Here is a 25,711-nt window from a genome sequence, read left to right as displayed (position 1 = left end):
GTTCCGGTACACACCGGACACGGCCCACTCTGGTGATTGGCCGATCCGGAGACCGGCACGCCACCGGCCGACTCAGGCTTCCGTGTCCTCGGGGTCATCGTCCAGGAGGCTCTTCTGAAGGACCGGACCTTCGCCCGGGGCGAGGGAGCCGAGGATCCTCTCAAGGTCGTCCATCGAGGCGAACTCGACGGTGATCTTGCCCTTCTTCTGGCCCAGGTCGACCTTCACCCGGGTCTCGAAGCGGTCCGACAGGCGCGTCGCCAGATCACTCAGCGCCGGAGAGACCCGAGCGCCGGCCCGAGGCCCCTTGGAGCGCGGGGCGGTCTGAGGCCGCGATCCCATGAGGGTGACGATCTCCTCGACGGCCCGCACCGAGAGCCCCTCGGCCACGATGCGGTGGGCAAGCCGGTCCTGCTCCTCCGAGTCCGCGACGGACAGCAGGGCCCGCGCATGCCCAGCGGAGAGAACTCCGGCGGCGACACGACGCTGGACCGCGGGAGAGAGCTTCAGCAGACGCAGGGTATTGGAGACCTGCGGGCGCGACCGGCCGATGCGGTCCGCCAGCTGATCGTGCGTACAGTTGAAGTCCTGGAGCAGCTGGTCGTAGGCAGCCGCCTCTTCCAGCGGGTTCAGCTGAGCGCGGTGCAGGTTCTCCAGCAGTGCGTCCAGGAGGAGCTTCTCGTCGTCGGTGGCCCGAACGATCGCCGGAATGGCCTCGAGCCCCGCCTCACGGCAGGCCCGGAAGCGCCGCTCGCCCATGATGAGCTCGTAGCGCGCGGGACCCACCTGACGTACGACGACGGGCTGGAGCAGCCCGACCTCCTTGATGGAGGTGACGAGCTCAGCAAGAGCGTCTTCGTCGAATACCTCTCGGGGCTGACGCGGGTTCGGGGTGATGAAGTCGAGGGGCAGCTCGGCGAAGTGAGCACCGACAGGCGCCGAAGGCACCTCCTGGACCGCGTTCGACGACAGCTCCTCTGTTTCATGTGAAACAGGCGGCAGCGTGGCCACCTTCGCCGCCGCTACACCGCGCTCCGCGGTGAGCACCGGTACGGCCGTCGGCGACGCGGAAGCTCCACCCGCCGGCGAGGAAACCGTCTTCTCCGTCGGAGCCGCGGGGATCAGTGCGCCGAGGCCCCGTCCCAGCCCTCGTCGTCGCTCGCTCACTGGATCCCCTCCACCATGTTCTGATCGTTCTGTGCGCCCACGTGGGCGTGTTGCGCGTCGTATGCCACTCCGACTCCGCGGAGGGCGATTTCTCGTGCGGCCTCAAGATACGAGAGGGCACCGCTTGACCCTGGATCGTAGGTCAGCACCGTCTGCCCGTAGCTCGGGGCCTCGGAGATACGGACCGAGCGAGGAATGCTCGTCCGCAGCACCTCGTCACCGAAGTGGTTGCGCACCTCGTCGGCGACCTGGGACGCCAGGCGGGTCCGGCCGTCGTACATGGTGAGCAGGATGGTCGACACATGCAGGTTCGGGTTGAGGTGCCCCCGGACCAGGTCGACATTGCGCAGGAGCTGGCCCAGGCCTTCCAGCGCGTAGTACTCGCACTGGATGGGGATGAGGACCTCCGCGCCGGCAACCAGCGCGTTGACCGTCAGGAGGCCGAGTGACGGCGGGCAGTCGATGAGGATGTAGTCCAGCGGCTGCTCGTATGCCTGGATCGCTCGTTCCAGCCGGCTCTCTCGGGCCACCAGGGACACCAGCTCGATCTCCGCACCGGCGAGATCGATCGTGGCGGGGGCGCAGAAGAGACCCTCGACATCAGGGACCGGCTGGACGACTTCGGAGAGCGGCTTGCTGTCGATCAACACGTCGTAGATGGATGGCACTTCGGCGTGATGGTCGATGCCCAGCGCGGTGGAGGCATTGCCCTGGGGGTCGAGGTCGATCACCAGGACGCGCCCGCCGTGCAGGGCGAGCGAGGCGGCAAGGTTGACCGTGGTCGTGGTCTTGCCCACCCCGCCCTTCTGGTTGGCGACCACCATGACACGGGTCTGCTCAGGCCGTGGCAGACCCTCACCGGCGCGACCTAGCGCCTCCACTGCCAGTTGGGCAGCACGACCGATGGGAGTGTCGTCCATCGGGGGCGGTGTTTCACGTGAAACATCCTCCCCCATCGACTCGGTACGGGGACCGGGGACCGGATCGGTCATCGGTCCCGCGATGTTGGCGTCGGACCGCAAGGATTCACTCTCCTCGACTTCAGGCTCGCAATGAACAGAGCCTCCCATGTCTTCGGGGTCGTGAACCAGCGAGGCCCGTTCTTCTGTGGAGAAATCCACCTCTGTGGACAACTCCACACCCTCTCGGAGTGAACCGAGAGGCTTCCGGTCGCGGGGTTCGGCCGCGGCTCGGCCGCGACTGATGATGCCGTGCAACAGTGAGCGACGTTTCACGTGAAACACGATGCCTAGCCGCCACGGCCATCGCGGCGCGACACTCCGAGATGCGTAGGTTTGGCAGCTTGTGTGGAGTACGACTCGTCGTCAGGACGGATCAGCGGGAGTGACGAAAAACTCCCGGCTCCACCGTTCGGAACCGGGAGTCCAAGGTCCATCCAGCCTCTCGGGCTCAGCGCCGACGTCGCGCTCGCCCGGTCCGGGCGGCCTTCGCTCGCTTGGCCGCGAAGCGCACACCGCCAGGGCTCTCCCCGACCTCGACACGCACGACGGTGGAGAGCGGATCCACCACTCCTTCTCCGACATGGAGGACGGAGGTCTGCACAGCACCGAGCTTGCTGAGCGCCGTGGCAGCACTCTTCAGCTCCTCCTCCGCAGTGTCGCCCTTGAGTGCGAGCATCTCGCCGTACGGGCGCAGCAGCGGGATACCCCAGGTGGCCAGGCGGTCCAGAGGCGCCACGGCGCGCGCGGTCACCACGTGGACAGGCGGAAGCTTGCCCATGACCTCCTCGGCACGGCCACGGATGACCGTCACATGGTCGAGGCCCAGGAGCTCCACGACTTCGGTGAGGAAGTTCGTGCGCCGCAGCAGCGGCTCAAGCAACGTGATCTTGAGATCCTCGCGGACGAGCGCCAGCGGAATACCAGGCAGCCCGGCACCTGAACCGACATCGCACACCGTCACCCCCTCGGGTACGACCTCGGAGAGCACCGCGCAGTTCAACAGGTGCCGCTCCCACAGTCGGGGCACTTCACGCGGGCCGATCAGCCCCCGCTTCACTCCCGTCTCGGCCAGGAGCTCCGCGTACCGGACCGCGTCCGCGAAGCGATCACCGAATACCTCGCGCGCCTGCTCGGGCGCGGGAGGAAGCTCCGCTGCCTCCGTCACGGGGGACCGTCCTTCCGTACCGCATAAGCGCATTGAGCGCTGACCACCAGGACTATTCAGGGACTACCAGGCTGACAAACTTCGGCCCCGCCTGCTCAACAGACGGGGCCGGAGGAACGTACGTACCGATCAGGCGGGAAGCACGACGACGAAGCGCTGCGGCTCCTCGCCCTCGGACTCGCTGCGCAGTCCGGCGGCCTTGACCGCGTCGTGCACCACCTTGCGCTCGAAGGGCGTCATCGGCTTCATCTTCACGGGCTCGCCGGAGCTCTTGACCTCGGCCGCGGCCTTGGCACCGAGCTCGGAAAGCTCCTCGCGCTTCTTGGCGCGGTAGCCCGCGATGTCCAGCATCAGGCGGCTGCGGTCTCCGGTCTCCCGGTGCACGGCCAGGCGCGTGAGCTCCTGTAGGGCCTCCAGCACCTCACCGTCACGGCCGACCAGCTTCTGCAGGTCGCGGCCGGCGGCGTCGCTGATGATCGAGACAGCGGCGCGGTCGGCCTCGACGTCCATGTCGATGTCGCCGTCGAGATCGGCGATGTCCAGCAGACCCTCGAGGTAGTCCGCCGCGATCTCGCCTTCCTGCTCCAGGCGGGTCAGGGTGTCGCCCTCGGTGGCGGCGGAGGTGGTGCCTTCCGTCACGGGATGGACTCCTTCTTACTTCTTGGACGGGGACTTGGGCCGCTGCGGACCCTTGCGCTGTCCGGACTGGGCTTTGCTGCGGGTACCGGTGCCGGGCTTGTTGCCGCCGTCTGCCGGCTTGGCGGCGTTGGGCTTGGCGTCCTCCGGCTCGTCGGACTTGCTGAGCGAGGTCTTCGGCTCGGACTCGCCGGCCGCCTTGGCCGTGCCCGACTGGCGCTGGGACTTGGACTGCCGCTTCGGCTGCTGACGCTTGGGGGCGCCGCCGCCGGTGGTCGGGGTGCCGTCCTCGGTCTCGGTGACGGTCGTGCTCTCGCTCTTCGCCACGGCGCCGTCGGACTGGGCCGCGAGGCCCACCTTCGTCAGACTGTTGATGAACTTGCGCTCGTACTCGTTGCGGTCGCGGCCCTTGGCGACGATCGCCTTGACGATCGCCTTCTCGCGGCGGTTGCGGGTCTTGCCGTGGTGCGTGACGTGCTTCTGCAGGCGCTCCAGGAACGCGGCCTGGGCCTTGCTGCCCGGGGTCGGGTTGTTGTGGATGACGTACATCTGCTGGCCCATGGTCCACACGTTGGTGGTCAGCCAGTAGACGAGGACACCGACCGGGAAGTTAATGCCGAAGACGGCGAACATGACCGGGAAGACATACATCAGCATCTTCTGCTGCTGCATGAAGGGCGTCTTCACCGTGGTGTCGACGTTCTTCGTCATCAGCTGACGCTGCGTGTAGAACTGCGAGAAGCACATCAGCACGATCATGACCGCGGTGACGACGCGGACGTCGGTCAGCGAGGCGCCCAGCGCCTCGACCTTCGCCGAGCTGTCCATGAACTTCGCAGCCAGCGGGGCACCGAAGATGTGTGCCTGTCGCGCGCTGGCCAGCAGCTGGTCGTCAATGACGCCGATCGTCTTGCCGGTCGCAATGCCGTTGAGCACGTGGTACAGGGCGAAGAAGAACGGCGACTGCGCCAGGATGGGAAGACACGAGGAGAGCGGGTTGGTACCCGTCTCCTTGTACAGCTTCATCATCTCTTCGGACTGGCGCTGCTTGTCGTTCTTGTAGCGCTCCTGGATCTTCTTCATCTCGGGCTGCAGCGTCTGCATCGCCCGAGTCGACTTGATCTGCTTCACAAAGAGCGGGATGAGGCAGATACGGATCAGGATCACCAGGGACACGATGGACAAGCCCCAGGCCCAGCCCGTATCGGGACCGAAGATCTTCCCGTATACGGCATGGAACTGGACGATGACCCACGAAACGGGTGTCGTGATAAAGCTGAAAAGACTGGCAATCGTGTCCACTAATCAGGCTCCTTGAGCATGGGACGGGGTCTCGGCGGCCGGGCTCGAGGGGTGGTCGGACATACCGTGCCCCTCGATGGCCTGTTCGGCGGCGGAGGTCCCGCCCTTGCGTGCACGCCAGGCGTTACGCAGCAATTCGTGCCACCGCGGACGCTTACGCGGCGGGACATGGTCCACACCGCCCAGCGACCACGGATTGCACCGGAGGATGCGCCAGGCGGTGAGTGCCGTTCCCTTGATCGCACCGTGCCGGTCGATGGCCTGGTAGCCGTAGTGGGAGCACGACGGGTAGTACTTACACACCGGCCCGAGCAGCGGGCTGATGGTCCACTGGTACAGCTTGATGAGAGCCAACAGCGGGTACTTCATCGCGCGCCCCCTCCCAGTAGCCGCTCAAGGGCGGCATCCAGGTCTCGGGCCAGCTGTGCATGGTCGGCGTCGCCCGCACCGGGCAGCGCTCGTACGACTACCAGGCTACCGGGGGGCAACAGGGCCACTCGGTCACGCATCAGATGGCGAAGCCTGCGCTTCACCTTGTTGCGTACGACCGCTCCACCCACGGCTTTGCTCACGACGAAACCCGCACGCGTCGGGGGAGCGCTCTCCCCAGGCGCGTGCGGGTCCGTTGCACCGCTACGAAGGTGGACGACGAGGAGCGGGCGTCCGGCCCGGCGTCCTCGGCGTACCGCGGTCGCGAAGTCCTCGCGCCGCCTCAGCCGATGCTCGGTAGGCAGCACGTCATGACCTGTAAGTGATCAGGCGGACAGGCTCGCGCGACCCTTGCCACGGCGGTTCGCGAGAATCGCGCGGCCGGCACGGGTGCGCATCCGCAGGCGGAAGCCGTGGGTCTTGGCGCGACGACGGTTGTTCGGCTGGAAGGTGCGCTTGCTCACTCGGGGGCTCCAGAAAGAATCGGTGGTGGCGGGGTGCCGCCTTGGCTGTCACCGTGCGCCCACGAGTAGCTCGTAATTACGCCCGAGTGCACCGCTTCCCGATCACTCGACGTGACCTGTGCCCATCGGAGGCAGGCGGCAGCAGCCATCGACAACTCGACCTGGTCACGGTACGCGGGGCTACGCCATCCGGTCAAACCAGCCTCCGCCAGGAGACACTATCCACAGGCTGGGGACAACAACTTGAACCGCAGCGGTCGCTCTGACTACCGTGGCTGAACTCCGATTCGTTCCCTTCCCACCGCCCCAGCGGTTTTGTTCCTCCCGCCCCACCCGACTGACTTCCCAACCTGTTCCCAGAACCACACGTTCGTGGGACCCGTGAGAGAGCGTGCCTTGTGGCCGACGTACCTGCCGATCTTGCCGCAGTGTGGCCACGAGTACTGGAACAGCTTCTCGGTGAGGGCCGCGGTCAGGGTGTCGAGACGAAGGACGAGCACTGGATCAAGCGCTGCCAGCCCCTGGCGCTGGTCGCGGACACCGCACTGCTCGCAGTCCCGAACGAGTTCGCGAAGGGCGTACTCGAAGGACGCCTGGCACCGATCGTCAGCGAAACCCTGAGCCGCGAGTGCGGCCGCCCGATCCGGATCGCGATCACCGTCGACGACTCCGCCGGCGAGCCTCAGGCCCCTGCTCCGCCCGCCCAGCCCCGCTACGAGGAGAAGGAGCTCCCCTCCGGGTCGGGCCAGGGCCGCGACCCGTACGACAGCCAGGGCCGCGACGAGCAGAACACGTACGGCGGCCAGCCGCGCGACGAGCGGAACGGCTACGACAACCAGGGCCGCGACGAGCGGAACGGCTACGACAACCAGGGCCGCGACGAGCGGAACGGCTACGACAACCAGGCACGTGACGAACGGAACGCCTACGACGGGCAGCGACGCGACGGATACGAGGGGTACGGCCGCCACCGCGCCGACGACCGCAGGTCCGGCCGCTCCGACCAGCTCCCTGGCGCACCCGGCGACCAGCTGCCCTCCGGCCATCCGGACCAGCTTCCGAACGGCCGCGGAGACCAGCTCCCGACCGCCCGCCCCGCGTACCCGGACTACCAGCGCCCCGAGCCGGGCGCCTGGCCGCGGCACTCCCAGGACGACTACGGCTGGCAGCAGCAGCGCCTCGGCTTCCCCGAGCGTGACCCGTACGCCTCGCCGTCCCAGGACTACCGGCCGCAGTCCATGGAGCGCCCGCCCTACGACCAGCGCCCGGACTACGACCAGCCGCGCTCCGACTACGACCAGCGCCCGGACCGCCGCGATCGCCAGGAGCCGTCCTCGGGCAGCGGTCATGTGCACCGCGGCGGGCCCGCGCTGCCCTCCTCCAGCGGCGCCCCCGGCCCGCTCGCCGCGCAGCCCGCGCCGGCGACCGGTCCTGGCGAGCCCACCGCGCGCCTGAACCCGAAGTACCTCTTCGACACCTTCGTCATCGGGGCCTCGAACCGCTTCGCGCACGCCGCCGCGGTCGCGGTCGCCGAGGCGCCGGCGAAGGCGTACAACCCCCTGTTCATCTACGGGGAGTCGGGTCTCGGCAAGACGCACCTGCTGCACGCGATCGGGCACTACGCGCGCAGCCTCTACCCGGGCACGCGGGTGCGGTACGTGAGCTCCGAGGAGTTCACCAACGAGTTCATCAACTCCATCCGCGACGGCAAGGGCGACAGCTTCCGCAAGCGGTACCGGGAGATGGACATCCTGCTGGTCGACGACATCCAGTTCCTGGCGGACAAGGAGTCGACGCAGGAGGAGTTCTTCCACACCTTCAACACGCTCCACAACGCGAACAAGCAGATCGTGCTCTCCAGTGACCGGCCGCCCAAGCAGCTGGTAACCCTGGAGGACCGACTGCGGAACCGTTTCGAGTGGGGTCTGATCACGGACGTCCAGCCGCCCGAGCTGGAGACCCGTATCGCCATCCTTCGTAAGAAGGCGGTGCAGGAGCAGCTCAACGCTCCGCCGGAGGTCCTGGAGTTCATCGCGTCCCGGATCTCGCGCAACATCCGCGAGCTGGAGGGCGCGCTGATCCGGGTGACGGCGTTCGCGTCGCTCAACCGGCAGCCGGTGGACCTCGGTCTGACGGAGATCGTCCTCAAGGATCTGATCCCGGGCGGCGAGGACTCGGCCCCCGAGATCACCGCGACGGCCATCATGGCGGCCACCGCCGACTACTTCGGCCTCACGGTGGACGACCTGTGCGGATCCTCGCGCAGCCGCGTCCTGGTGACGGCGCGGCAGATCGCCATGTACCTGTGCCGTGAGCTCACCGACCTGTCGCTGCCGAAGATCGGCGCGCAGTTCGGCGGCCGCGACCACACGACCGTCATGCACGCCGACCGCAAGATCCGCGCGCTGATGGCCGAGCGCCGCTCCATCTACAACCAGGTCACCGAGCTCACGAACCGCATCAAGAACGGCTGACAGGCGCGGCGGCACGCCGCTGAGGGCGCCCCGGGACTCGCTCCCGAGGGCGCCCTTCGCTGTTCTCGCACGCGCTCTGAGGGCGCCTTTCGCCGTCCTCGCACACGTTCCGAGGGCGTCTTTCGCCGTTCTCAGGGGTCTCCAGGGAGCCGTCCGGAGGGCGGCCGCGACGTCCCGCGGTCACGCACGCGGCACCCGTTGTTCGAATACGAGCCCGGTTACGGCCACTCTCCACAGATTCGGTGACTTTCTGGCGTCCACACCCTGGGGACTGGGAAGTTGTCCAGATCGTGTCCACAGAGGGTGCTGTTGAAAGACCATCAGACCAGGTCAACCCCTTGTGGATTCGTGGACAAACACTCTCCACAGACTGTGGACGAAGAAAAGATCCACAGGGTGTGCATGCAGTTGTCCACCGCCGACCCACAGGCTGGAGCCGGTTGTCCCCAGTGATCCCCAGCTTCTCCACACCCCTGTCCACTGTTCGGCAACGCGACGCGCTCTCTCACCGTGTCGAGTGAAAGGCGTCACATCAAGGTGTCCGGTTGGGCTGTGGGCAACGTGGGTAAACCTGGGGACGCCGCTGGGGAGAAGTGCCCCCAGGCTGTGCATCGAGTGTGCAGAACTTTTCGCCGTCCACAGAGACCCCCGGTTTTCCACCGCCTCCACCCACAGGGTCAGTGGACAAAAAATCGCCGCTGAGCTGCGAAAACGCGGTTATCCACGGTTTCCACAGGGCCTACTACTAAGACCAACTAGAGAGAGCCTGAGAACCGTTTCGAAGACGGGGCTGTGCACAACTCGAGCTCGGAGGCGCAGGTGCCGCTCGGCACGACTTGACCCCGAGGGGCACCGACTGTCAGCGCGGTGCGTCAGACTGGTCCCCGGTGTCCTTCCCCTCACAGGGCCGAGAGACACCGAGTCAGACGACGAAGGCCAGCAGGGCGAGAGCGCCGGCAACAGACGGAGGCGGCAACGGTGAAGATCCGGGTGGAACGCGACGTACTCGCGGAGGCAGTGGCCTGGGCGGCACGCAGCCTCCCGGCCCGTCCGCCGGCGCCTGTGCTCGCCGGCCTCCTTCTGAAGGCCGAGGACGGCGCCCTCAGCCTCTCCAGCTTCGACTACGAGGTCTCGGCGCGCGTCTCCGTGGACGCGGAGGTCGACGAAGAGGGCACGGTCCTCGTGTCCGGTCGTCTGCTCGCCGACATCTGCCGCGCCCTCCCCAACCGGCCGGTGGAGATTTCCACAGACGGTGTACGGGCGACCGTGGTCTGCGGCTCCTCGCGATTCACACTCCACACCCTGCCTGTGGAGGAGTACCCGGCGCTGCCCCAGATGCCGTCGGCGACCGGCACCGTCCCCGGTGAGGTCTTCGCCTCGGCGGCCGCCCAGGTGGCCATCGCGGCAGGCCGGGACGACACGCTCCCCGTCCTCACCGGTGTCCGCATCGAGATCGAGGGCGACACCGTCACCCTCGCCTCCACCGACCGCTACCGCTTCGCGGTCCGCGAGTTCCTGTGGAAGCCGGAGAACCCGGAGGCGTCCGCGGTCGCCCTGGTGCCCGCCAAGACGCTCCTGGACACCGCCAAGGCCCTCACGAGCGGCGACAGCGTGATCCTGGCGCTGTCCGGCTCCGGTGCGGGCGAGGGCCTGATCGGCTTCGAGGGCGCGGGACGGCGTACGACCACCCGTCTGCTCGAAGGCGACCTCCCGAAGTACCGCACCCTGTTCCCGACGGAGTTCAACTCCATCGCCGTAATCGAGACCGCCCCCTTCGTGGAGGCCGTCAAGCGTGTGGCCCTGGTCGCCGAGCGCAACACCCCCGTGCGGCTCAGCTTCGAGCAGGGCGTGCTGATCCTGGAGGCCGGCTCCAGCGACGACGCACAGGCTGTGGAAAGGGTCGACGCCCAGCTGGAGGGCGACGACATCTCGATCGCCTTCAACCCGACCTTCCTGCTCGACGGCCTGAGTGCCATCGACTCGCCGGTGGCGCAGCTCTCCTTCACGACGTCCACCAAGCCCGCGCTGCTGAGCGGCAAGCCCGCCGTGGACGCCGAGGCGGACGAGGCCTACAAGTACCTGATCATGCCGGTGCGCCTGTCCGGCTGAGCCCCTGCGCCCGCCGGTCCGCACGGCCCGGCGGGCGAATCCGCAGGTGGGGTGTACGCCTGAGCGGCTATGCCCACAGGTGTGCGTGAGCGTCCGGGTTTAGGCTCAGAGACGGGCACGAAAGTGCCCTCACGCCACGTCGCAAACCTAAGGAACAACTGATGGAGCTCGGTCTCGTCGGCCTCGGCAAGATGGGCGGCAACATGCGCGAGCGGATTCGCCGCGCAGGCCACACCGTCCTCGGATACGACCGCAACCCGGACCTCGCCGATGTCCACAGCCTGGAAGAGCTTGTGAGCAAGCTCAAGGGCCCGCGCGTGGTGTGGGTGATGGTCCCGGCCGGTGCCGCGACCCAGTCCACCATCGACGAGCTGGCCGCCCTGCTGGAGCCGGGCGATGTCGTCGTGGACGGCGGCAACTCCCGCTGGACGGACGACGAGAAGCACGCCGTCGAGCTGGGCATCAAGGGCATCGGCTTCGTCGACTGCGGCGTCTCCGGCGGCGTCTGGGGCCTGGAGAACGGCTACGCGCTGATGTACGGCGGCGACGCCCAGAACATCGCGAAGGTCCAGCCGGTCTTCGACGCCCTCAAGCCCGAGGGTGACTTCGGGGCGGTGCACGCCGGCAAGGTCGGCGCGGGCCACTTCTCGAAGATGGTCCACAACGGCATCGAGTACGCCATGATGCAGGCCTACGCCGAGGGCTGGGAGCTCCTGGAGAAGGTCGACTCCGTCACCGACGTCCGTGAGGTCTTCCGCTCCTGGCAGGAGGGCACGGTCATCCGCTCCTGGCTCCTGGACCTCGCCGTCAACGCCCTGGACGACGACGAACACCTGGACAAGCTGCGCGGCTACGCGGAGGACTCCGGCGAGGGCCGCTGGACCGTCGAGGCGGCCATCAACCACGCCGTGCCGCTGCCCGCGATCACCGCGTCGCTGTTCGCGCGGTTCGCCTCCCGCCAGGACGACTCACCGCAGATGAAGATGATCGCGGCGCTGCGCAACCAGTTCGGCGGCCACGCGGTCGAGAAGAAGTAATCCACACCCTGGGGATCCGCCCCCAGGGGTGACCCGGTTGTCCACAGCCGGGGAAAACCGAAGGCGGGTAGCCCCGAAAGTCGGGGAAGCCCGAAGCACCACGTTGGGGGAGGTCGGCGAACGACCATGCACGTCACGCATCTGTCGCTGGCCGACTTCCGCTCGTACGCCCGGGTCGAGGTCCCGCTCGACCCGGGCGTCACCGCGTTCGTGGGCCCCAACGGACAGGGCAAGACGAACCTGGTCGAGGCGGTCGGCTATCTCGCGACCCTCGGCAGCCACCGCGTCTCCTCCGACGCGCCGCTCGTGCGCATGGGCGCCGACCGCGCGATCATCCGGGCCAATGTCCGCCAGGGCGAGCGCCAGCAGCTCATCGAGCTGGAGCTGAACCCCGGCAAGGCCAACCGCGCCCGCATCAACAGGTCCTCGCAGGTCAGGCCCCGTGACGTGCTCGGCATCGTACGGACCGTGCTGTTCGCCCCCGAGGACCTCGCCCTGGTCAAGGGGGACCCCGGAGAGCGCCGCCGCTTCCTCGACGAGCTGATCACCGCCCGCTCCCCGCGCATGGCGGGCGTCCGCTCCGACTACGACCGGGTCCTCAAACAGCGCAACACCCTCCTGAAGTCGGCCGCGCTGGCCCGGCGCCACGGCGGCCGCACCATGGACCTGTCCACCCTCGACGTGTGGGACCAGCACCTCGCGCGCGTGGGCGCCGAGCTGCTCGCCCAGCGGCTCGACCTGGTCGCCGCGATCCAGCCGCTGGCCGACAAGGCGTACGAGCAGCTGGCGCCCGGCGGCGGACCGATAGCCCTGGAGTACCGGCCGTCCTCGCCCGAAATCGTCGGCCACGCGCGCGAGGAGTTGTACGAGCAGCTGATGGCCGCCCTCGCGGAGGTCCGCAAGCAGGAGATCGAGCGGGGCGTGACCCTTGTAGGACCCCATCGAGACGATTTGCTTCTCAAACTCGGTCAGCTGCCCGTGAAGGGGTACGCGTCGCACGGCGAGTCCTGGTCGTACGCGCTGGCGCTGCGCCTGGCCTCGTACGACCTGCTTCGGGCCGAGGGCAATGAGCCGGTCCTGGTCCTCGACGACGTCTTCGCCGAGCTGGACACTCGCAGAAGAGAGCGCCTCGCGGAACTCGTCGCTCCCGGCGAGCAGGTGCTGGTGACCGCCGCGGTGGACGACGATGTACCGGATGTACTGGCAGGGACGCGGTACACCGTGTCCGAGGGCACCGTGGAGCGCGTATGACGGAAAACACACCGGAGAGCGCGCCGCGAAACGCCGGCGAAGGCGCGTCCGGCGAGGCCCCCGAGAAGAAGCCCTCCGAACCCTCCGGCGTCGACCTCGCGCGCGTGGCCCTGCGCGCCGCAAAGGAGCAGGCACGCGCGCGTGGCGACGCGGCGCAGCAGAAGAAGCAGGCGCGGCGCGGCGGCGGCCTGCGCTCCGGCGCGCGTGCCGACGGACGCGACCCCATGGCGCTCGGCTCCGCCATCAACCGGCTGCTCACCGAGCGGGGCTGGGAGACCCCGGCCGCGGTGGGCGGCGTGATGGGCCGCTGGCCGGAGATCGTCGGCGACGACCTGGCCAAGCACTGCGTTCCGCTGCGGTATGACGACGATCCGGCCGAGCGGGTGCTGACCGTGCAGTGCGACTCGACCGCCTGGGCGACGCAGCTGCGCCTGCTCGCCCCGCAGTTGGTCGCACGGCTGAACCAGGACCTCGGACACGGCACGGTGCGGCTGATCAAGGTGCAGGGCCCCGGGGGTCCCGCCCGGCGTTTCGGCCCCTTGCGCGCCCCTGGGAGCACCGGTCCCGGCGACACCTACGGCTGATCCGGATCGGCCGGAACCGTCGGCCACGTGCGAACGGACGCGGTTGCGAACACCGACCTGACTCCGCAGTAGCCAAGGGTTGACACCCGGAAGCGCTGAGTGCCGCTGTAAGCCTCTTTGAGCCCGGGTCCGCATATGGGGAGTCGGCCGAGACCGGTTCAGGGCGGCACATGCGGACTCAGGTACCGGCAAACCCCCATCACTGTCGGCGCTACCGGTAGACTGGAAGCTAATCCCGCCCCACTTGTGGGACACACCGAGCAACGCTGACTAAGGCTTACCAACGCAACACGCCGCAGCCGCCCCGGCCACCCGCCGGGAGCTTGGCTTGTGCTGTGCCAGAAAGGGCGCTTCGTGGCCGATTCCGGCAACCCCAACGAGAACATCCCGTCCACCGACGCAGGCGCGATCGGCGAGGCCAACACCTCGAACGGCGAGGTCACCGCCTCGTACGACGCCAGCGCCATCACCGTCCTCGAGGGTCTGGACGCGGTCCGCAAGCGACCCGGTATGTACATCGGCTCGACCGGTGAGCGCGGACTTCACCACCTCGTGTACGAGGTCGTCGACAACTCCGTCGACGAGGCGCTGGCCGGCCACGCGGACACGATCGACATCACGATCCTCGCCGACGGCGGCGTGCGCGTCGTCGACAACGGCCGTGGCATCCCGGTGGGCATCGTCCCCTCCGAGAACAAGCCGGCCCTCGAGGTCGTGCTGACGGTGCTGCACGCGGGCGGCAAGTTCGGCGGCGGCGGCTACGCGGTCTCCGGTGGTCTGCACGGCGTCGGCGTCTCCGTCGTGAACGCCCTGTCGAGCAAGGTCTCGGTCGAGGTCAAGACCGACGGCTCCCGTTGGACGCAGGACTACAAGATGGGCGTCCCGACGGCCCCGCTGGCCCAGCACGAGGCCACCGACGAGACGGGCACCTCGGTCACCTTCTGGGCCGACAGCGAGATCTTCGAGACGACCGAGTACTCCTTCGAGACGCTCTCGCGGCGCTTCCAGGAGATGGCGTTCCTCAACAAGGGTTTGACGATCAAACTCGCTGATGAGCGCGAGTCGGCGAAGGCCACTGCCGGGGCGGACGAGGCGGGTGCTGACGAGAAGGACGAGGTCAAGACCGTCGCGTACCACTACGAGGGCGGCATCGTCGACTTCGTGAAGTACCTCAACTCCCGCAAGGGAGAAGCGGTGCACCCCACCGTCATCGACCTCGAGGCCGAGGACAAGGACAAGAGCCTGTCCCTCGAGGTCGCGATGCAGTGGAACAGCGGCTACAGCGAGGGCGTGTACTCCTTCGCCAACATCATCCACACCCACGAGGGCGGTACGCACGAGGAGGGCTTCCGTGCGGCGCTGACCTCGCTGATCAACAAGTACGCGCGCGACAAGAAGCTGCTGCGCGAGAAGGACGACAACCTCACGGGTGACGACATCCGCGAGGGTCTGACCGCGATCATCTCGGTCAAGCTGAGCGAGCCCCAGTTCGAGGGCCAGACCAAGACCAAGCTGGGCAACACGGAGGCGAAGACCTTCGTCCAAAAGGCGGTCTACGAGCACCTCAATGACTGGCTGGACCGCAACCCGAACGAGGCCGCGGACATCATCCGCAAGTCCATCCAGGCGGCCACCGCGCGCGTGGCGGCCCGCAAGGCGCGTGACCTCACCCGCCGCAAGGGCCTCCTCGAGTCGGCGTCCCTGCCGGGCAAGCTCTCCGACTGTCAGTCGAACGACCCCACCAAGTGCGAGATCTTCATCGTCGAGGGTGACTCCGCCGGCGGCTCGGCCAAGTCCGGCCGTAACCCGCAGTACCAGGCGATCCTCCCGATCCGAGGCAAGATCCTCAACGTCGAGAAGGCGCGGATCGACAAGATCCTGCAGAACCAGGAGATCCAGGCGCTGATCTCCGCCTTCGGCACCGGAGTCCACGAGGACTTCGACATCGAGAAGCTCCGCTATCACAAGATCATCCTGATGGCGGACGCCGACGTCGACGGCCAGCACATCAACACCCTGCTGCTGACCTTCCTGTTCCGCTTCATGCGGCCGCTGGTCGAGGCCGGGCACGTCTTCCTCTCGCGCCCGCCGCTCTACAAGATCAAGTGGGGCCGGGACGACTTCGAGTACGCGTACTCGGACCGCGAGCGCGACGCCTTGACCGAGCTCGGCCGCCAGGCGGGCAAGCGCGTCAGGGAAGACTCGATCCAGCGGTTCAAGGGCCTCGGCGAGATGAACGCCGAGGAACTGCGCATCACGACCATGGACCAGGAACACCGCGTCCTCGGTCAGGTCACGCTCGACGACGCGGCCCAGGCCGACGACCTGTTCTCGGTCCTCATGGGCGAGGACGTCGAGGCGCGCCGCGCGTTCATCCAGCGCAACGCCAAGGACGTCCGCTTCCTCGACATCTGAGTCGGTCTCAGCTGACCGCAGCAGAAAGGATCTTCACCAGCAATGGCCGACGAGAACACTCCCAGCACGCCTGAAGAAGAGGGCGGCGAGATCGTCCTGCGTGTCGAGCCCGTCGGGCTCGAGACAGAGATGCAGCGCTCGTATCTCGACTACGCGATGTCCGTCATCGTGTCGCGTGCGCTGCCCGACGTCCGGGACGGCCTCAAGCCCGTCCACCGCCGCGTCCTGTACGCCATGTACGACGGCGGCTACCGGCCCGAGAAGGGCTTCTACAAGTGCGCCCGTGTCGTCGGCGACGTCATGGGCACCTACCACCCGCACGGCGACTCCTCGATCTACGACGCGCTGGTCCGCCTCGCGCAGCCGTGGTCGATGCGGATGCCGCTGGTGGACTCCAACGGCAACTTCGGCTCTCCGGGCAACGACCCCGCCGCCGCCATGCGCTACACCGAGTGCAAGATGGCGCCGCTGTCCATGGAGATGGTCCGTGACATCGACGAGGAGACCGTCGACTTCACGGACAACTACGACGGCCGCAATCAGGAGCCGACGGTTCTGCCGGCCCGGTTCCCGAACCTGCTGATCAACGGCTCGGCCGGTATCGCGGTCGGCATGGCGACCAACATCCCGCCGCACAACCTCCGCGAGGTCGCGGCGGGTGCCCAGTGGTACCTGGAGAACCCCGAGGCCTCCCACGAGGAGCTCCTGGACGCTCTGATCGAGCGCATTAAGGGCCCCGATTTCCCGACCGGTGCTCTCGTAGTGGGCCGAAAGGGCATCGAGGAGGCGTACCGCACGGGCCGTGGCTCCATCACGATGCGCGCGGTCGTCGAGGTCGAGGAGATCCAGAACCGCCAGTGCCTGGTGGTCACCGAACTCCCCTACCAGACCAACCCCGACAACCTCGCGCAGAAGATCGCCGACCTGGTGAAGGACGGCAAGGTCGGCGGCATCGCCGACGTCCGTGACGAGACGTCCTCGCGGACGGGCCAGCGCCTGGTCATCGTCCTGAAGCGCGACGCGGTCGCCAAGGTCGTCCTGAACAACCTCTACAAGCACACTGACCTGCAGTCGAACTTCGGCGCCAACATGCTGGCGCTCGTCGACGGCGTGCCGCGCACGCTCTCCCTGGACGCGTTCATCCGCCACTGGGTGACGCACCAGATCGAGGTCATCGTCCGCCGTACGAAGTTCCGGCTGCGCAAGGCCGAGGAGCGCGCGCACATCCTGCGCGGCCTCCTGAAGGCCCTGGACGCCATCGACGAGGTCATCGCGCTGATCCGGCGCAGCGACACCGTCGAGATCGCGCGCGAGGGCCTGATGGGCCTCCTGGAGATCGACGAGATCCAGGCCAACGCCATCCTCGAGATGCAGCTGCGCCGACTGGCCGCCCTGGAGCGCCAGAAGATCATCCAGGAGCACGACGAGCTCCAGGCGAAGATCACGGAGTACAACGAGATCCTGGCCTCGCCCGTGCGCCAGCGCGGCATCATCAGCGAAGAGCTCGCCGCGATCGTCGAGAAGTTCGGCGACGACCGCCGCTCCAAGCTGGTGCCCTTCGACGGCGACATGTCCATGGAGGACCTGATCGCCGAAGAGGACATCGTCGTCACCATCACGCGCGGCGGCTACATCAAGCGGACCAAGACCGAGGACTACCGCTCGCAGAAGCGCGGCGGCAAGGGCGTACGCGGCACGAAGCTGAAGCAGGACGACATCGTCGACCACTTCTTCGTGTCGACGACGCACCACTGGCTCCTGTTCTTCACCAACAAGGGCCGCGTCTACCGCGCGAAGGCGTACGAGCTCCCGGACGCCGGACGCGACGCGCGCGGTCAGCACGTCGCCAACCTGCTGGCCTTCCAGCCGGACGAGGCGATCGCCGAGATCCTCGCGATCCGCGACTACGAGGCGGCGCCTTATCTGGTGCTGGCCACAAAGGGCGGCCTCGTAAAGAAGACCCCCCTCAAGGATTACGATTCCCCGCGCTCGGGCGGCGTCATCGCCATCAACCTCCGTGAGACGGAGGACGGTTCCGACGACGAACTGATCGGAGCCGAACTCGTTTCGGCCGAGGACGATCTGCTGCTGATCAGCAAGAAGGCGCAGTCGATCAGGTTCACCGCGACGGACGACGCGCTGCGCCCGATGGGCCGTGCCACCTCGGGTGTCAAGGGAATGAGTTTCCGCGAGGGAGACGAGCTTCTCTCGATGAATGTTGTTCGACCCGGTACGTTCGTGTTCACTGCCACAGACGGTGGGTACGCGAAGCGGACCAACGTCGACGAGTACCGCGTCCAGGGTCGCGGTGGCCTCGGTATCAAGGCCGCCAAGATCGTCGAGGACCGCGGCTCGCTCGTCGGTGCGCTGGTGGTCGAGGAGACCGACGAGATCCTCGCCATCACACTGTCGGGCGGGGTGATTCGTACGCGAGTCAACGAGGTCAGGGAGACGGGCCGTGACACCATGGGCGTCCAACTGATCAACCTGGGCAAGCGCGATGCCGTGGTCGGTATCGCTCGTAACGCCGAGGCCGGTCGCGAGGCGGAGGAAGTCGACGGCGAGGACGCCGTGGACGAGGCCGCCGAGGGCGTCGAGGCCGTCGGTACGGAAGAGGGCGAGCCGTCCTCGGCCGAGTAGCGCGAGGAGTGAGTCATCGTGAGCGGAGCCACGGGCGCCGGATCGACCGGTACGGAAACGGACGGCGGCCGTGGCCCCGCCACGGATGCGACTGACTCCCATGACTCTCATGGATCCCAGGGGGGAACTGTGACGGACACCCGAGGCCCGCAGGCCCAGCAGTACGCGGGCGGGCCGGCGGCCCCGGCCGCGGCACCACCGGCGCCGGGCTCGCCGCTGCCGGGGGAACGGCAGCCGCAGTCCGCGCAGCCGTATCACCCGCCGCAGGCCTACCCGGCCCAGCAGCAGCCGTCGGGCGCGGTCCGCCGGCCGCGCACCGGGGCGCGTACGACGCCGCGCACGCGCAAGGCGCGGCTGCGGGTGGCCAAGGCCGACCCGTGGTCGGTGATGAAGGTCAGCTTCCTGCTCTCCATCGCGCTGGGCATCTGCACGATCGTGGCGGCCGCGGTGCTGTGGATGGTCATGGACGCGATGGGCGTCTTCTCGACCGTCGGCGGCACGATCTCGGAGGCGACGGGCTCGAACGAATCCAACGGATTCGACCTCCAGTCCTACCTCTCGCTCCCGCACGTCCTGATGTTCACGTCGATCATCGCGGTCATCGACGTCGTCCTCGCCACCGCGCTCGCCACGCTCGGCGCGTTCATCTACAACCTCTCCGCCGGCTTCGTCGGCGGCATCGAGCTGACGCTCGCCGAGGACGAGTAGGCGCCGGTAGGCCCCCTCTCAAACGTCCGCCGACTATCGATTTTGGGACTGGCCACGTCGTGCGCTAATCTTCAGAGGTCAGCGCGCGGGACACACACCGCAGAGCGCGGCGGGGCTATAGCTCAGTTGGTTAGAGCGCATCCCTGATAAGGATGAGGCCACAGGTTCAAATCCTGTTAGCCCCACAGCATCGAAGACCCCCAGCCAAATGTGGCTGGGGGTCTTCGGCGTCTGTGGCTGACGGCGCTGACATCAGCCAGGAGTGGGCTCAGGAGTGGGCGCAGCCGTGGGCTCAGGAGTCAGCGTAGGAGCGAGCGCAGGGATGGGCTCAGGAGTGGGCTCAGGAGCGGGCCGGTATCAGCCCAGTGTGGCGTGGGCCCGTGGTGGGTGAGGGTGCCTGGACGGGCGTCCGGCTGCTGGGGGGCGGGGCATGTCGAAGGCCCGGCAGCTCGGGTGAGCTGCCGGGCCTGTGCCCTGTGTGGCTTTGTACGCAAGTTCGCCGCTACGTCAGGGGTGCCGGGGGTGGTGCCGTGCGGTCAGCGCTGGAGTGGTGCGACGGGCTCCGTGTCGGCCTCGGCCGGGGTCTGGAGGGAGCTGAGGGCGGCGAGGTCCGCCGTGACGTCGTCGTCGGCGGGCGGGCGGTGGCGGCAGCTGGGCGAGGAACCGTGGGCCTCGGCGCGGATGCGTTGCTTCATCGTGGGGGGCAGGCCCCGGCTGTAGGACCAGTTCCAGTAGGACATCGTCGGCACCATCGCGGAGGCGGTGCTGTTGCGCGCTGTCTCGGACTGCGGTACCGCGGCGGCCGCGGTGGTCGTGATGAGTCCGAGCGCTGTGCACAGCGCGAGGAAGGCGGTGACGATGGCGGTCCACAGCTTCATGACCTTGTTCTGGGTCATGGCCCCTCACTTTCGGGTCAGGCGATTTGCGTACTTTCCTCATGATGTGTATGCGGGCCGCGAAGTGGTGGACCGACGCCCGTGGCGCGTCGATGTTCAGATGAACACCACCCGGATGGGTGCAAGAGACCTGAAAAGTGCTAGATGATGGTGAAAGTCACCGTCTGTGATGTGTGATCACCCTGAGATCGGAGCGGTCAGGTCCGGTTCTACTGCTGTGTGCCGGGCGGAAGTTGAGGGCCGATCCAGGTCACCGATCGATATCGGTCGGTGTGTATAGTCGGGCGCCAGAGGTCCCCTACGTCAAGGAAAGACGAGGTCGCGCGGTGAAGAAGCTTCTCCTGGTCGCACTGGCCGCCATCGGCGGGCTCCTCGTGTACCGCCAGATCCAGGCGGATCGCGCCGAGCAGGATCTGTGGACGGAGGCGACTGACTCCGTGCCCACGGGTTCGTGAGTATCGACAACAGTCTCAGAGCAGACCCCGGCCGCCCTCGCGGTCGGGGTTTTGTGTTGTCCGGGGACGCGTCCGATTCACCTGGGCAAAGGAAGCGATTGCGCGGGCGAAGCCCTGTGTCGGGCGTGGGGCGCGGCTCGTATTCGGGCCCTTTCGGCCGCTCGTACGGATAGCACGGGTAGCGCGGTGGCGGGCGGGGCAGGATGGGCCACGGTCCGGAGCCATGGGGATGGGTGACGACGAAGGGTGGCGCGTGATGGGGCGGCGCACCGTGGGGTGGCGCGCGATGTCGTGGCGTGGCCGGGCGTCGGCGGCTGTTAGAGCGGCGGCAGCGGTGGCGGTGCTGTGCGCGACGGTCCCGCCTGCGGGCCAGGCCGCCGCGGCCGGTACGCAGGTGGTGGCCGGTACGCAATCGGTGGCCGCCGGTACGCAGGCCATCGCGGCCGGTACGCCGAAGCCGTACGCCTTCGCCGAGGACGCCACGACGGTCGAAGGCACCGAGGACACCACCGACTCCGAACGACTTGAGCCCGGCAAGGCCTACAAGAGCTCCATAGCGAGGGGCGACAAGCTCCACTACCGCCTGGAACTCGACGCCACGTCCAACGCGTACGTCTCCGCCACTGCCGTCCCCAGGCCTGGTACGACGGTCTCCTACGCGGACGGCGTCAGGGTGTCCGTGCAGGACGGCAACAGCCGCAACTGCTCCTTCTCCGGGACCGCCCACTTCGGCGCCACGGAGAGCCCCCACCCCATCGCCGCCTGGGCGTCGCGAGAACGGGGCAGCAACCAGTACGCCTGCCAGACGGCGGGGACGTACTACGTGGTCATCGAACGCAGTGGTACGACCGGTACCCCGTCCGGCGAATGGGACCTGGAACTCAGTTATGTGTCGGAGCCGGGCCTGAACAAGGTCGGTTCGACGAGCGCTCCCGAGTCCTGGAACTCCGCGTCGCCCGAAGCCCTTCCGGGAGACGCGGAGCCCCGCAAGGGCGGCGCGGGCTTCACCACGGCGACTTCGCTGCGGCAGGGCGTCTGGCAGGACGAGGTCAGTCCCGGGCAGACGCTCTTCTACAAGGTGCCGGCCGACTGGGGACAGCAGTTCTATGCCACCGCCGAACTGGGCAGTTCGGCGCGCGGGGACGGTTACGTGGGCACCGCCCTGGCCATGTCCCTCTACAACCCCGTACGCGGCTTCGTCGACGACGTCGGCGCCGGATACGACGGCAGCCAGCGCACGGCCGCACTCGACCCCCTGCCTCCCGTCGCGTACGGCAACCGCTACGCCCTCAACGACCGTGTGAGCGGGATGCGGTTCGCAGGCTCCTACTACCTCGTGATCCACCTCGCCGCGCAGGTCGTCGACAAGTTCGGCGACGGGCCGTTCGGGCTGACGCTGCGCGTGCGTGTGGACGGCACGCCGCGGACGGGTCCGGCGTACGCCGGGCAGGCCGAGCCGCGTGACGCGTTCGACGTTCCGGCCGGGGACTCCGACGAAGCGGCCGACGGGGCGGTGGGCGGTGTGGTCGGTACCGGGGGCGGCCGGAGCGGCGGTGCCGACAGCACCATGAAGCTGGTCGCCGTAGGCGGAATCGGCTCGGGGAGCGCGCTGGTGCTGATCCTCGCGGTGTGGACGGTGGTCGCGCGGCGGCGGGCGGGGGTGGCGCCGGAGGACGCGGATACGGCTTCGAGTCCGGTGCCGGTGTCGGCACCGGCAGCGTGGGAGCGTGGGGCGCCGCGGGGCTGGTAGATCAGATCTGGGTCAGCGCCCAGAAACCCACCGCGAAGCAGGCCAGCGCGAGGAGCAGGACGGGGACGGCCACCTTCGCGGGTGGTCCGGGACGCGGTCGCGCGCGCCCGGCGCGGTGCCCCGGAATTGCCCTCGTCTGAAGCGGAACCTGCGGGGACCGAGCGGTGTATGAACCAGTAGGAGCGTACGCGTGCTGCTGCGTCGCGGCGGATGGAGCCGCGGGCCGATGGGGGGAGGGCACTTGCGTCGGAGTAGGGGTGGGGGTGGGTTCGAAAGGCCGAGCGTAGGCGGGAGTTGGCGCCGGGAGCGCGACCGAGGTGGGGGGAGTGGGCGGCTGCTCGGGCTGGTGTTGCGGATGGTGGGGGGTGCGCTGGCGCTGAGTCTCGTGCCATGCCTGCTGGGGCTGGGGCTGGGGCTGGGGCTGGGGGTGAGAGTGAGGTCGCGGCTGGGGCTGCGGTTGCGGGGGTGTGGCGTCGGGGACGGCCGGTTGGGGCGGCGGCAGATGGAAGCTGCCGGTGTCCGACATCGTGGACGGTTGCGGGGGTACGGCGTCGGGGTCGGCGTGCGGTGGTCCGTCGCCGGGAATGGGCGTCGGCTGTACGGCGCCGCGAGCGGGCAGATCCCGTACGTCGCTGGGGGCAGAACCAGGCCGTACGTCACCCGTGACGAACTCCGGCTGTACGTCAGGGGGGACGGACTCCGGCTGTACGTGACCGGTGACGGACTCTGGCCACATGCGACGGGAGACGGGCTCCTGAGGCAGCGTGCCCGAGCCGTGATCCCATGGCCTGGAGCTGGAGCTGGAGCTGGAGCTGGAGCTGGAGCTGGAGTCGGAGCCGGGTCCGGAGCTGGAGTCGGGCCTGGAGACAAAGTCGGGGCCGGGTCTGGAGTCGGGCTCAGCCACAGAGCCACGGCCAGGGCGGAAGCCGGGCCCAGGGACAGGCGCGGCCGCAGGCTGGGAGCCGGGCCCAGCAGCAGAGTCGGTCCCAGAGCGGGAGCCGGGCCCAGCAACAGATTCGGACTCAGAGCCGGAGCCGAGAGCAGATACGGACTCCCGCCCAGGACCGGAGTTCGGGCCAGGCCACGGCGGGGTGCTGTCGGGGTCGAGTCGGGAGGCTGTCGTGTCCGCGCGTGGGTGGGACAGGCCGGCACCCGGGCTCACCCCGGGCGTGGCCCGGAGCGGTCCCCGGGGGGCGAACCCTTCTGGAAGCGGGCCGAGTTGGTCGAAGACCTCGACCAGTTCGTCGTCGGGGCCGGGCTCGGGCAGTAGCTCGGCGGCCGAGGCGAGCGCCTTACGGGCCCCCGTGGCGGTGCGGAACCGCGCCTGAGGGTCAGGCTGCAGCAGAGTTGCCACGACCTGCCACAGCGGCTCGGGTATGCCCCGTGGCGCGGGGGGCGTGCCGTTCGCCGCGAAGTACTCGATCAGGGCCTTGGCGTCGGGCTTGGCGCCCTCCAGCAGATACAGGGCGACCAGACCCACGGCGAACAGGTCGGCGGGGAAGTCGGGATCGGCGCCCAGCATCTGCTCGGGGGCGAAGTAACCGGGCGTCCCCACCACGTAGTTGGTCTCGGTCAGCCGTGGCTCGCCCAGCCGCATGGCGATGCCGAAGTCGGACAGGCGTAGTCGTGGCCGAGCAGTGCCGGTCGCCTCGAGCAGCACGTTGGCGGGCTTGATGTCGCGGTGCACGACCCCCTCCGCGTGTACCGCGGCAACCCCCGCCAGCAGCTGGTCGAGCAGGGTGCAGACGAAGGGTGGAGGCAGTGGGCCGTAGTCATTGACCAGGTGGACCAGCGAGCCCCCGGCGACCAGGTCCATGGTGAACAGGACCTTGTCGTCGTCGGCGGCCCAGCTGGCGGGAGCGAGCACGTGAGGGTGGTCGATCCGCATCGCCTGCTCGCGTACGAAGCGCAGCAGCGCATGGGCGTCGCTCTGCTGGAGCACCTTGGCGGCCACATACCGGCGTCGCCGGTGGTCCCAGGCGCGCCAGACCGCACCGACTCCCCCGCGCCCAATGGGGTCGACCAGTTCGTAGCGTCCGGCGAAGACCTCACCCATGGTCGTGCGTCGCTCCCCCTTCGGCAGTCGGTCGTCTCTTGCGGCCACTAGCTCCACGAGGTACCTGGTCGCCGGATCTCCCGAGGGAGCCCGGCGCCCCGGCTCCGCCGGAAACCGTGCGGGTCTCGCCGGCGGTGAGGACTCTCGCGCACCCCCCGGCGTGAGAGTCCCCGGTGTCCGAGGTGTCGGCTCAGCTCTGGTGCGACTGGTAGTGCGCGACGGCGTCGGAGGTGCGGCCGGCGCCGTACACCCGGAGGAACTCTGCCAGTTCCGGGTGGGTCGGGGCGAGGGTGTCCGCCGCCTCGATGATGTCCCCGGCGGCTGCCACCGAACGCAGCAGCGACTGGATCTCGCGGACCACCCGCTTGACCGTGGGCGCACCCGAACTGGTCGTCGACTGCGTGGTGTTGCTGAGCACCGAGCCCCCCTGTGACTTCTTGATCTCGTCCATGCGCTCGGTCGCCTCGGCGGCGCTGACGCTGCCGTCCGCGACCTGCCCCGCCAGGTCCTGCAGCAGCTGGACACGCTGGACCACCGCGGGATTGCCGATCTTGGCGCGCTGACCGCTCATCAGCTGCGACAGCATCGGCGCGGACAGTCCCAGTACCCCCGCGAGGCGCGCCTGGTTGAGACCCAGATCCTCGATGAGCCTACGGAAGAGCGCCCCCAACGGCTCCCCGTACCAGTTCCGCTGCAGCTCCCGGGCTCTTGCGGTTGCTTCCTGCTGTGCGGCGTCCATTCGCGTCTCCCCATCGCTTCCCCAAATACCGTGGTTCGCTGTCGCGAACCACGTCGAGCATCTTACGGAGAGTGGTCGTCCACGGGGACCCCCAATCTTTTTGCGAGATACCGGGGGTGACCCGGTACTCTTGTCTGCGGCGCCCGACGGCAGGTGGTTCCTGCGGCCGGACGTTCCACTTCCGGGGCCTTAGCTCAGTTGGTAGAGCGCTGTCTTTGCATGGCAGATGTCAGGGGTTCGACTCCCCTAGGCTCCACCTGGTGAATGCCCCCCGAACTGCGAAAACGCGGCTTTGGGGGGCATTTTTCGTGCCCATCGGTGGGCATGGCGGTGCCCACCGGCGGCAACGGGGCCCTTTGATTCCAAGGCGTTGGCGCGTTGATCCCTCCTCCACCGACCCGTTGGAGTCGTGTGGAGGAGGGGAAGCGGAGGCGGCGCTGTGACAATGCGTGGTCGGGTGGGAACGGGCTTC

General features: G+C 68.3%; 21 protein-coding genes and 2 tRNA genes. 12 read left to right on the top strand and 11 right to left on the bottom strand.

Features of this window, described 5'->3' with window-relative positions:
- Window positions 1-72: 72 nt before the first annotated feature.
- The 8 genes from ACZ4WS_RS14080 to rpmH all read right to left on the bottom strand — a co-directional run bounded on the left by ACZ4WS_RS14080 (window position 73) and on the right by rpmH (window position 6,125).
- On the bottom strand, window positions 73-1,167 hold the full coding sequence (locus tag ACZ4WS_RS14080) for a ParB/RepB/Spo0J family partition protein (protein ID WP_467980207.1): 1,095 nt from the start codon (window positions 1,165-1,167) through the stop codon (window positions 73-75).
- Window positions 1,164-2,237 (bottom strand): ParA family protein, encoded by a 1,074-nt coding sequence (locus ACZ4WS_RS14075; protein ID WP_467980205.1) that lies wholly within the window; start codon window positions 2,235-2,237, stop codon window positions 1,164-1,166. The genes ACZ4WS_RS14080 and ACZ4WS_RS14075 overlap by 4 nt, the downstream gene beginning before the upstream one ends.
- 340 nt (window positions 2,238-2,577) lie before the next feature.
- Window positions 2,578-3,294, bottom strand: coding sequence for a 16S rRNA (guanine(527)-N(7))-methyltransferase RsmG (gene rsmG, locus ACZ4WS_RS14070; protein ID WP_467980203.1), 717 nt, complete (start codon window positions 3,292-3,294; stop codon window positions 2,578-2,580).
- Between the two features lie 129 nt (window positions 3,295-3,423).
- Window positions 3,424-3,933 carry a Jag family protein gene (locus ACZ4WS_RS14065; protein WP_467980202.1) on the bottom strand — a complete coding sequence of 170 codons (510 nt, stop codon included), beginning with the start codon at window positions 3,931-3,933 and terminating at the stop codon, window positions 3,424-3,426.
- Between the two features lie 15 nt (window positions 3,934-3,948).
- Window positions 3,949-5,232: a membrane protein insertase YidC gene (yidC, locus tag ACZ4WS_RS14060; RefSeq protein WP_467980200.1), complete on the bottom strand. Its 1,284-nt coding sequence runs from the start codon at window positions 5,230-5,232 to the stop codon at window positions 3,949-3,951.
- Between the two features lie 3 nt (window positions 5,233-5,235).
- The gene (gene yidD, locus ACZ4WS_RS14055; protein ID WP_467980198.1) at window positions 5,236-5,601 is read right to left on the bottom strand and encodes a membrane protein insertion efficiency factor YidD; all 366 of its coding nucleotides are present in this window, start codon (window positions 5,599-5,601) and stop codon (window positions 5,236-5,238) included.
- Window positions 5,598-5,969 (bottom strand): ribonuclease P protein component, encoded by a 372-nt coding sequence (gene rnpA / locus ACZ4WS_RS14050; RefSeq protein WP_467980196.1) that lies wholly within the window; start codon window positions 5,967-5,969, stop codon window positions 5,598-5,600. The genes yidD and rnpA overlap by 4 nt, the downstream gene beginning before the upstream one ends.
- Window positions 5,970-5,987: 18 nt before the next feature.
- Window positions 5,988-6,125, bottom strand: coding sequence for a 50S ribosomal protein L34 (gene rpmH / locus ACZ4WS_RS14045; protein WP_006381191.1), 138 nt, complete (start codon window positions 6,123-6,125; stop codon window positions 5,988-5,990).
- A gap of 398 nt (window positions 6,126-6,523) precedes the next feature.
- On the opposite strand from rpmH, the gene dnaA reads away from it, so the two are divergent.
- The 9 genes from dnaA to ACZ4WS_RS14000 all read left to right on the top strand — a co-directional run bounded on the left by dnaA (window position 6,524) and on the right by ACZ4WS_RS14000 (window position 19,528).
- Window positions 6,524-8,599: a chromosomal replication initiator protein DnaA gene (gene dnaA, locus ACZ4WS_RS14040; RefSeq protein WP_467980195.1), complete on the top strand. Its 2,076-nt coding sequence runs from the start codon at window positions 6,524-6,526 to the stop codon at window positions 8,597-8,599.
- Between the two features lie 978 nt (window positions 8,600-9,577).
- Window positions 9,578-10,708, top strand: a complete 1,131-nt coding sequence (gene dnaN, locus ACZ4WS_RS14035; RefSeq protein ID WP_467980193.1) for a DNA polymerase III subunit beta — start codon at window positions 9,578-9,580, stop codon at window positions 10,706-10,708.
- 161 nt (window positions 10,709-10,869) lie between these two features.
- A complete protein-coding gene (gnd, locus tag ACZ4WS_RS14030) occupies window positions 10,870-11,745 on the top strand; it encodes a phosphogluconate dehydrogenase (NAD(+)-dependent, decarboxylating) (protein WP_467980191.1) in 876 nt (291 codons plus the stop codon).
- Between the two features lie 126 nt (window positions 11,746-11,871).
- Complete coding sequence (recF, locus tag ACZ4WS_RS14025) at window positions 11,872-12,996, top strand: DNA replication/repair protein RecF (protein WP_467980189.1); 1,125 nt, start codon at window positions 11,872-11,874, stop codon at window positions 12,994-12,996.
- Entirely contained in the window at window positions 12,993-13,580 is a 588-nt protein-coding gene (locus ACZ4WS_RS14020; RefSeq protein WP_467980187.1) for a DciA family protein, read from the top strand. The genes recF and ACZ4WS_RS14020 overlap by 4 nt, the downstream gene beginning before the upstream one ends.
- Window positions 13,581-13,934: 354 nt before the next feature.
- Window positions 13,935-15,995 carry a DNA topoisomerase (ATP-hydrolyzing) subunit B gene (gene gyrB / locus ACZ4WS_RS14015; RefSeq protein WP_467980186.1) on the top strand — a complete coding sequence of 687 codons (2,061 nt, stop codon included), beginning with the start codon at window positions 13,935-13,937 and terminating at the stop codon, window positions 15,993-15,995.
- Window positions 15,996-16,037: 42 nt separating this feature from the next.
- Window positions 16,038-18,635, top strand: a complete 2,598-nt coding sequence (gene gyrA, locus ACZ4WS_RS14010) for a DNA gyrase subunit A (RefSeq protein WP_467980184.1) — start codon at window positions 16,038-16,040, stop codon at window positions 18,633-18,635.
- Window positions 18,636-18,653: 18 nt separating this feature from the next.
- Window positions 18,654-19,343, top strand: coding sequence for a DUF3566 domain-containing protein (locus ACZ4WS_RS14005; protein WP_467980182.1), 690 nt, complete (start codon window positions 18,654-18,656; stop codon window positions 19,341-19,343).
- A gap of 111 nt (window positions 19,344-19,454) precedes the next feature.
- A tRNA-Ile gene (locus ACZ4WS_RS14000) sits at window positions 19,455-19,528 on the top strand.
- Between the two features lie 351 nt (window positions 19,529-19,879).
- On the opposite strand, the gene ACZ4WS_RS13995 is transcribed toward ACZ4WS_RS14000, so the two are convergent.
- The gene (locus tag ACZ4WS_RS13995; RefSeq protein WP_467980181.1) at window positions 19,880-20,239 is read right to left on the bottom strand and encodes a DUF6344 domain-containing protein; all 360 of its coding nucleotides are present in this window, start codon (window positions 20,237-20,239) and stop codon (window positions 19,880-19,882) included.
- Between the two features lie 326 nt (window positions 20,240-20,565).
- Between ACZ4WS_RS13995 and ACZ4WS_RS13990 the strand changes: the two genes are divergently transcribed.
- The gene (locus tag ACZ4WS_RS13990; protein WP_003999697.1) at window positions 20,566-20,694 is read left to right on the top strand and encodes a DLW-39 family protein; all 129 of its coding nucleotides are present in this window, start codon (window positions 20,566-20,568) and stop codon (window positions 20,692-20,694) included.
- A gap of 229 nt (window positions 20,695-20,923) precedes the next feature.
- Window positions 20,924-22,444 carry a hypothetical protein gene (locus ACZ4WS_RS13985; protein ID WP_467980179.1) on the top strand — a complete coding sequence of 507 codons (1,521 nt, stop codon included), beginning with the start codon at window positions 20,924-20,926 and terminating at the stop codon, window positions 22,442-22,444.
- Between the two features lies 1 nt (window position 22,445).
- Here ACZ4WS_RS13985 and ACZ4WS_RS13980 read toward each other — a convergent pair whose 3' ends face one another.
- Together ACZ4WS_RS13980 and ACZ4WS_RS13975 are read right to left on the bottom strand one after the other, a co-directional pair.
- Window positions 22,446-24,500: a serine/threonine-protein kinase gene (locus tag ACZ4WS_RS13980; RefSeq protein WP_467980177.1), complete on the bottom strand. Its 2,055-nt coding sequence runs from the start codon at window positions 24,498-24,500 to the stop codon at window positions 22,446-22,448.
- 190 nt (window positions 24,501-24,690) lie between these two features.
- The gene (locus ACZ4WS_RS13975) at window positions 24,691-25,239 is read right to left on the bottom strand and encodes a helix-turn-helix domain-containing protein (RefSeq protein ID WP_005482990.1); all 549 of its coding nucleotides are present in this window, start codon (window positions 25,237-25,239) and stop codon (window positions 24,691-24,693) included.
- 183 nt (window positions 25,240-25,422) lie between these two features.
- Between ACZ4WS_RS13975 and ACZ4WS_RS13970 the strand changes: the two genes are divergently transcribed.
- Window positions 25,423-25,495, top strand: a tRNA-Ala gene (locus ACZ4WS_RS13970).
- Window positions 25,496-25,711: the final 216 nt, after the last annotated feature.

The sequence above is a fragment of the Streptomyces sp. NPDC029292 genome (genome assembly GCF_055569295.1).
This window is presented reverse-complemented; position numbering and strand designations above follow the sequence as displayed.

Coding starts and splice junctions, on each gene's coding strand:
- yidD (WP_467980198.1), bottom strand. CDS start 5,601: ATGAAGTACCCGCTGTTGGCTCTCATCAAGCTGTACCAGTGGACCATC.
- ACZ4WS_RS14020 (WP_467980187.1), top strand. CDS start 12,993: ATGACGGAAAACACACCGGAGAGCGCGCCGCGAAACGCCGGCGAAGGC.
- ACZ4WS_RS13975 (WP_005482990.1), bottom strand. CDS start 25,239: ATGGACGCCGCACAGCAGGAAGCAACCGCAAGAGCCCGGGAGCTGCAG.
- ACZ4WS_RS13995 (WP_467980181.1), bottom strand. CDS start 20,239: ATGACCCAGAACAAGGTCATGAAGCTGTGGACCGCCATCGTCACCGCC.
- gnd (WP_467980191.1), top strand. CDS start 10,870: ATGGAGCTCGGTCTCGTCGGCCTCGGCAAGATGGGCGGCAACATGCGC.
- ACZ4WS_RS13980 (WP_467980177.1), bottom strand. CDS start 24,500: ATGGGTGAGGTCTTCGCCGGACGCTACGAACTGGTCGACCCCATTGGG.
- ACZ4WS_RS13985 (WP_467980179.1), top strand. CDS start 20,924: ATGGGTGACGACGAAGGGTGGCGCGTGATGGGGCGGCGCACCGTGGGG.
- recF (WP_467980189.1), top strand. CDS start 11,872: ATGCACGTCACGCATCTGTCGCTGGCCGACTTCCGCTCGTACGCCCGG.
- ACZ4WS_RS14075 (WP_467980205.1), bottom strand. CDS start 2,237: ATGGGAGGCTCTGTTCATTGCGAGCCTGAAGTCGAGGAGAGTGAATCC.
- gyrA (WP_467980184.1), top strand. CDS start 16,038: ATGGCCGACGAGAACACTCCCAGCACGCCTGAAGAAGAGGGCGGCGAG.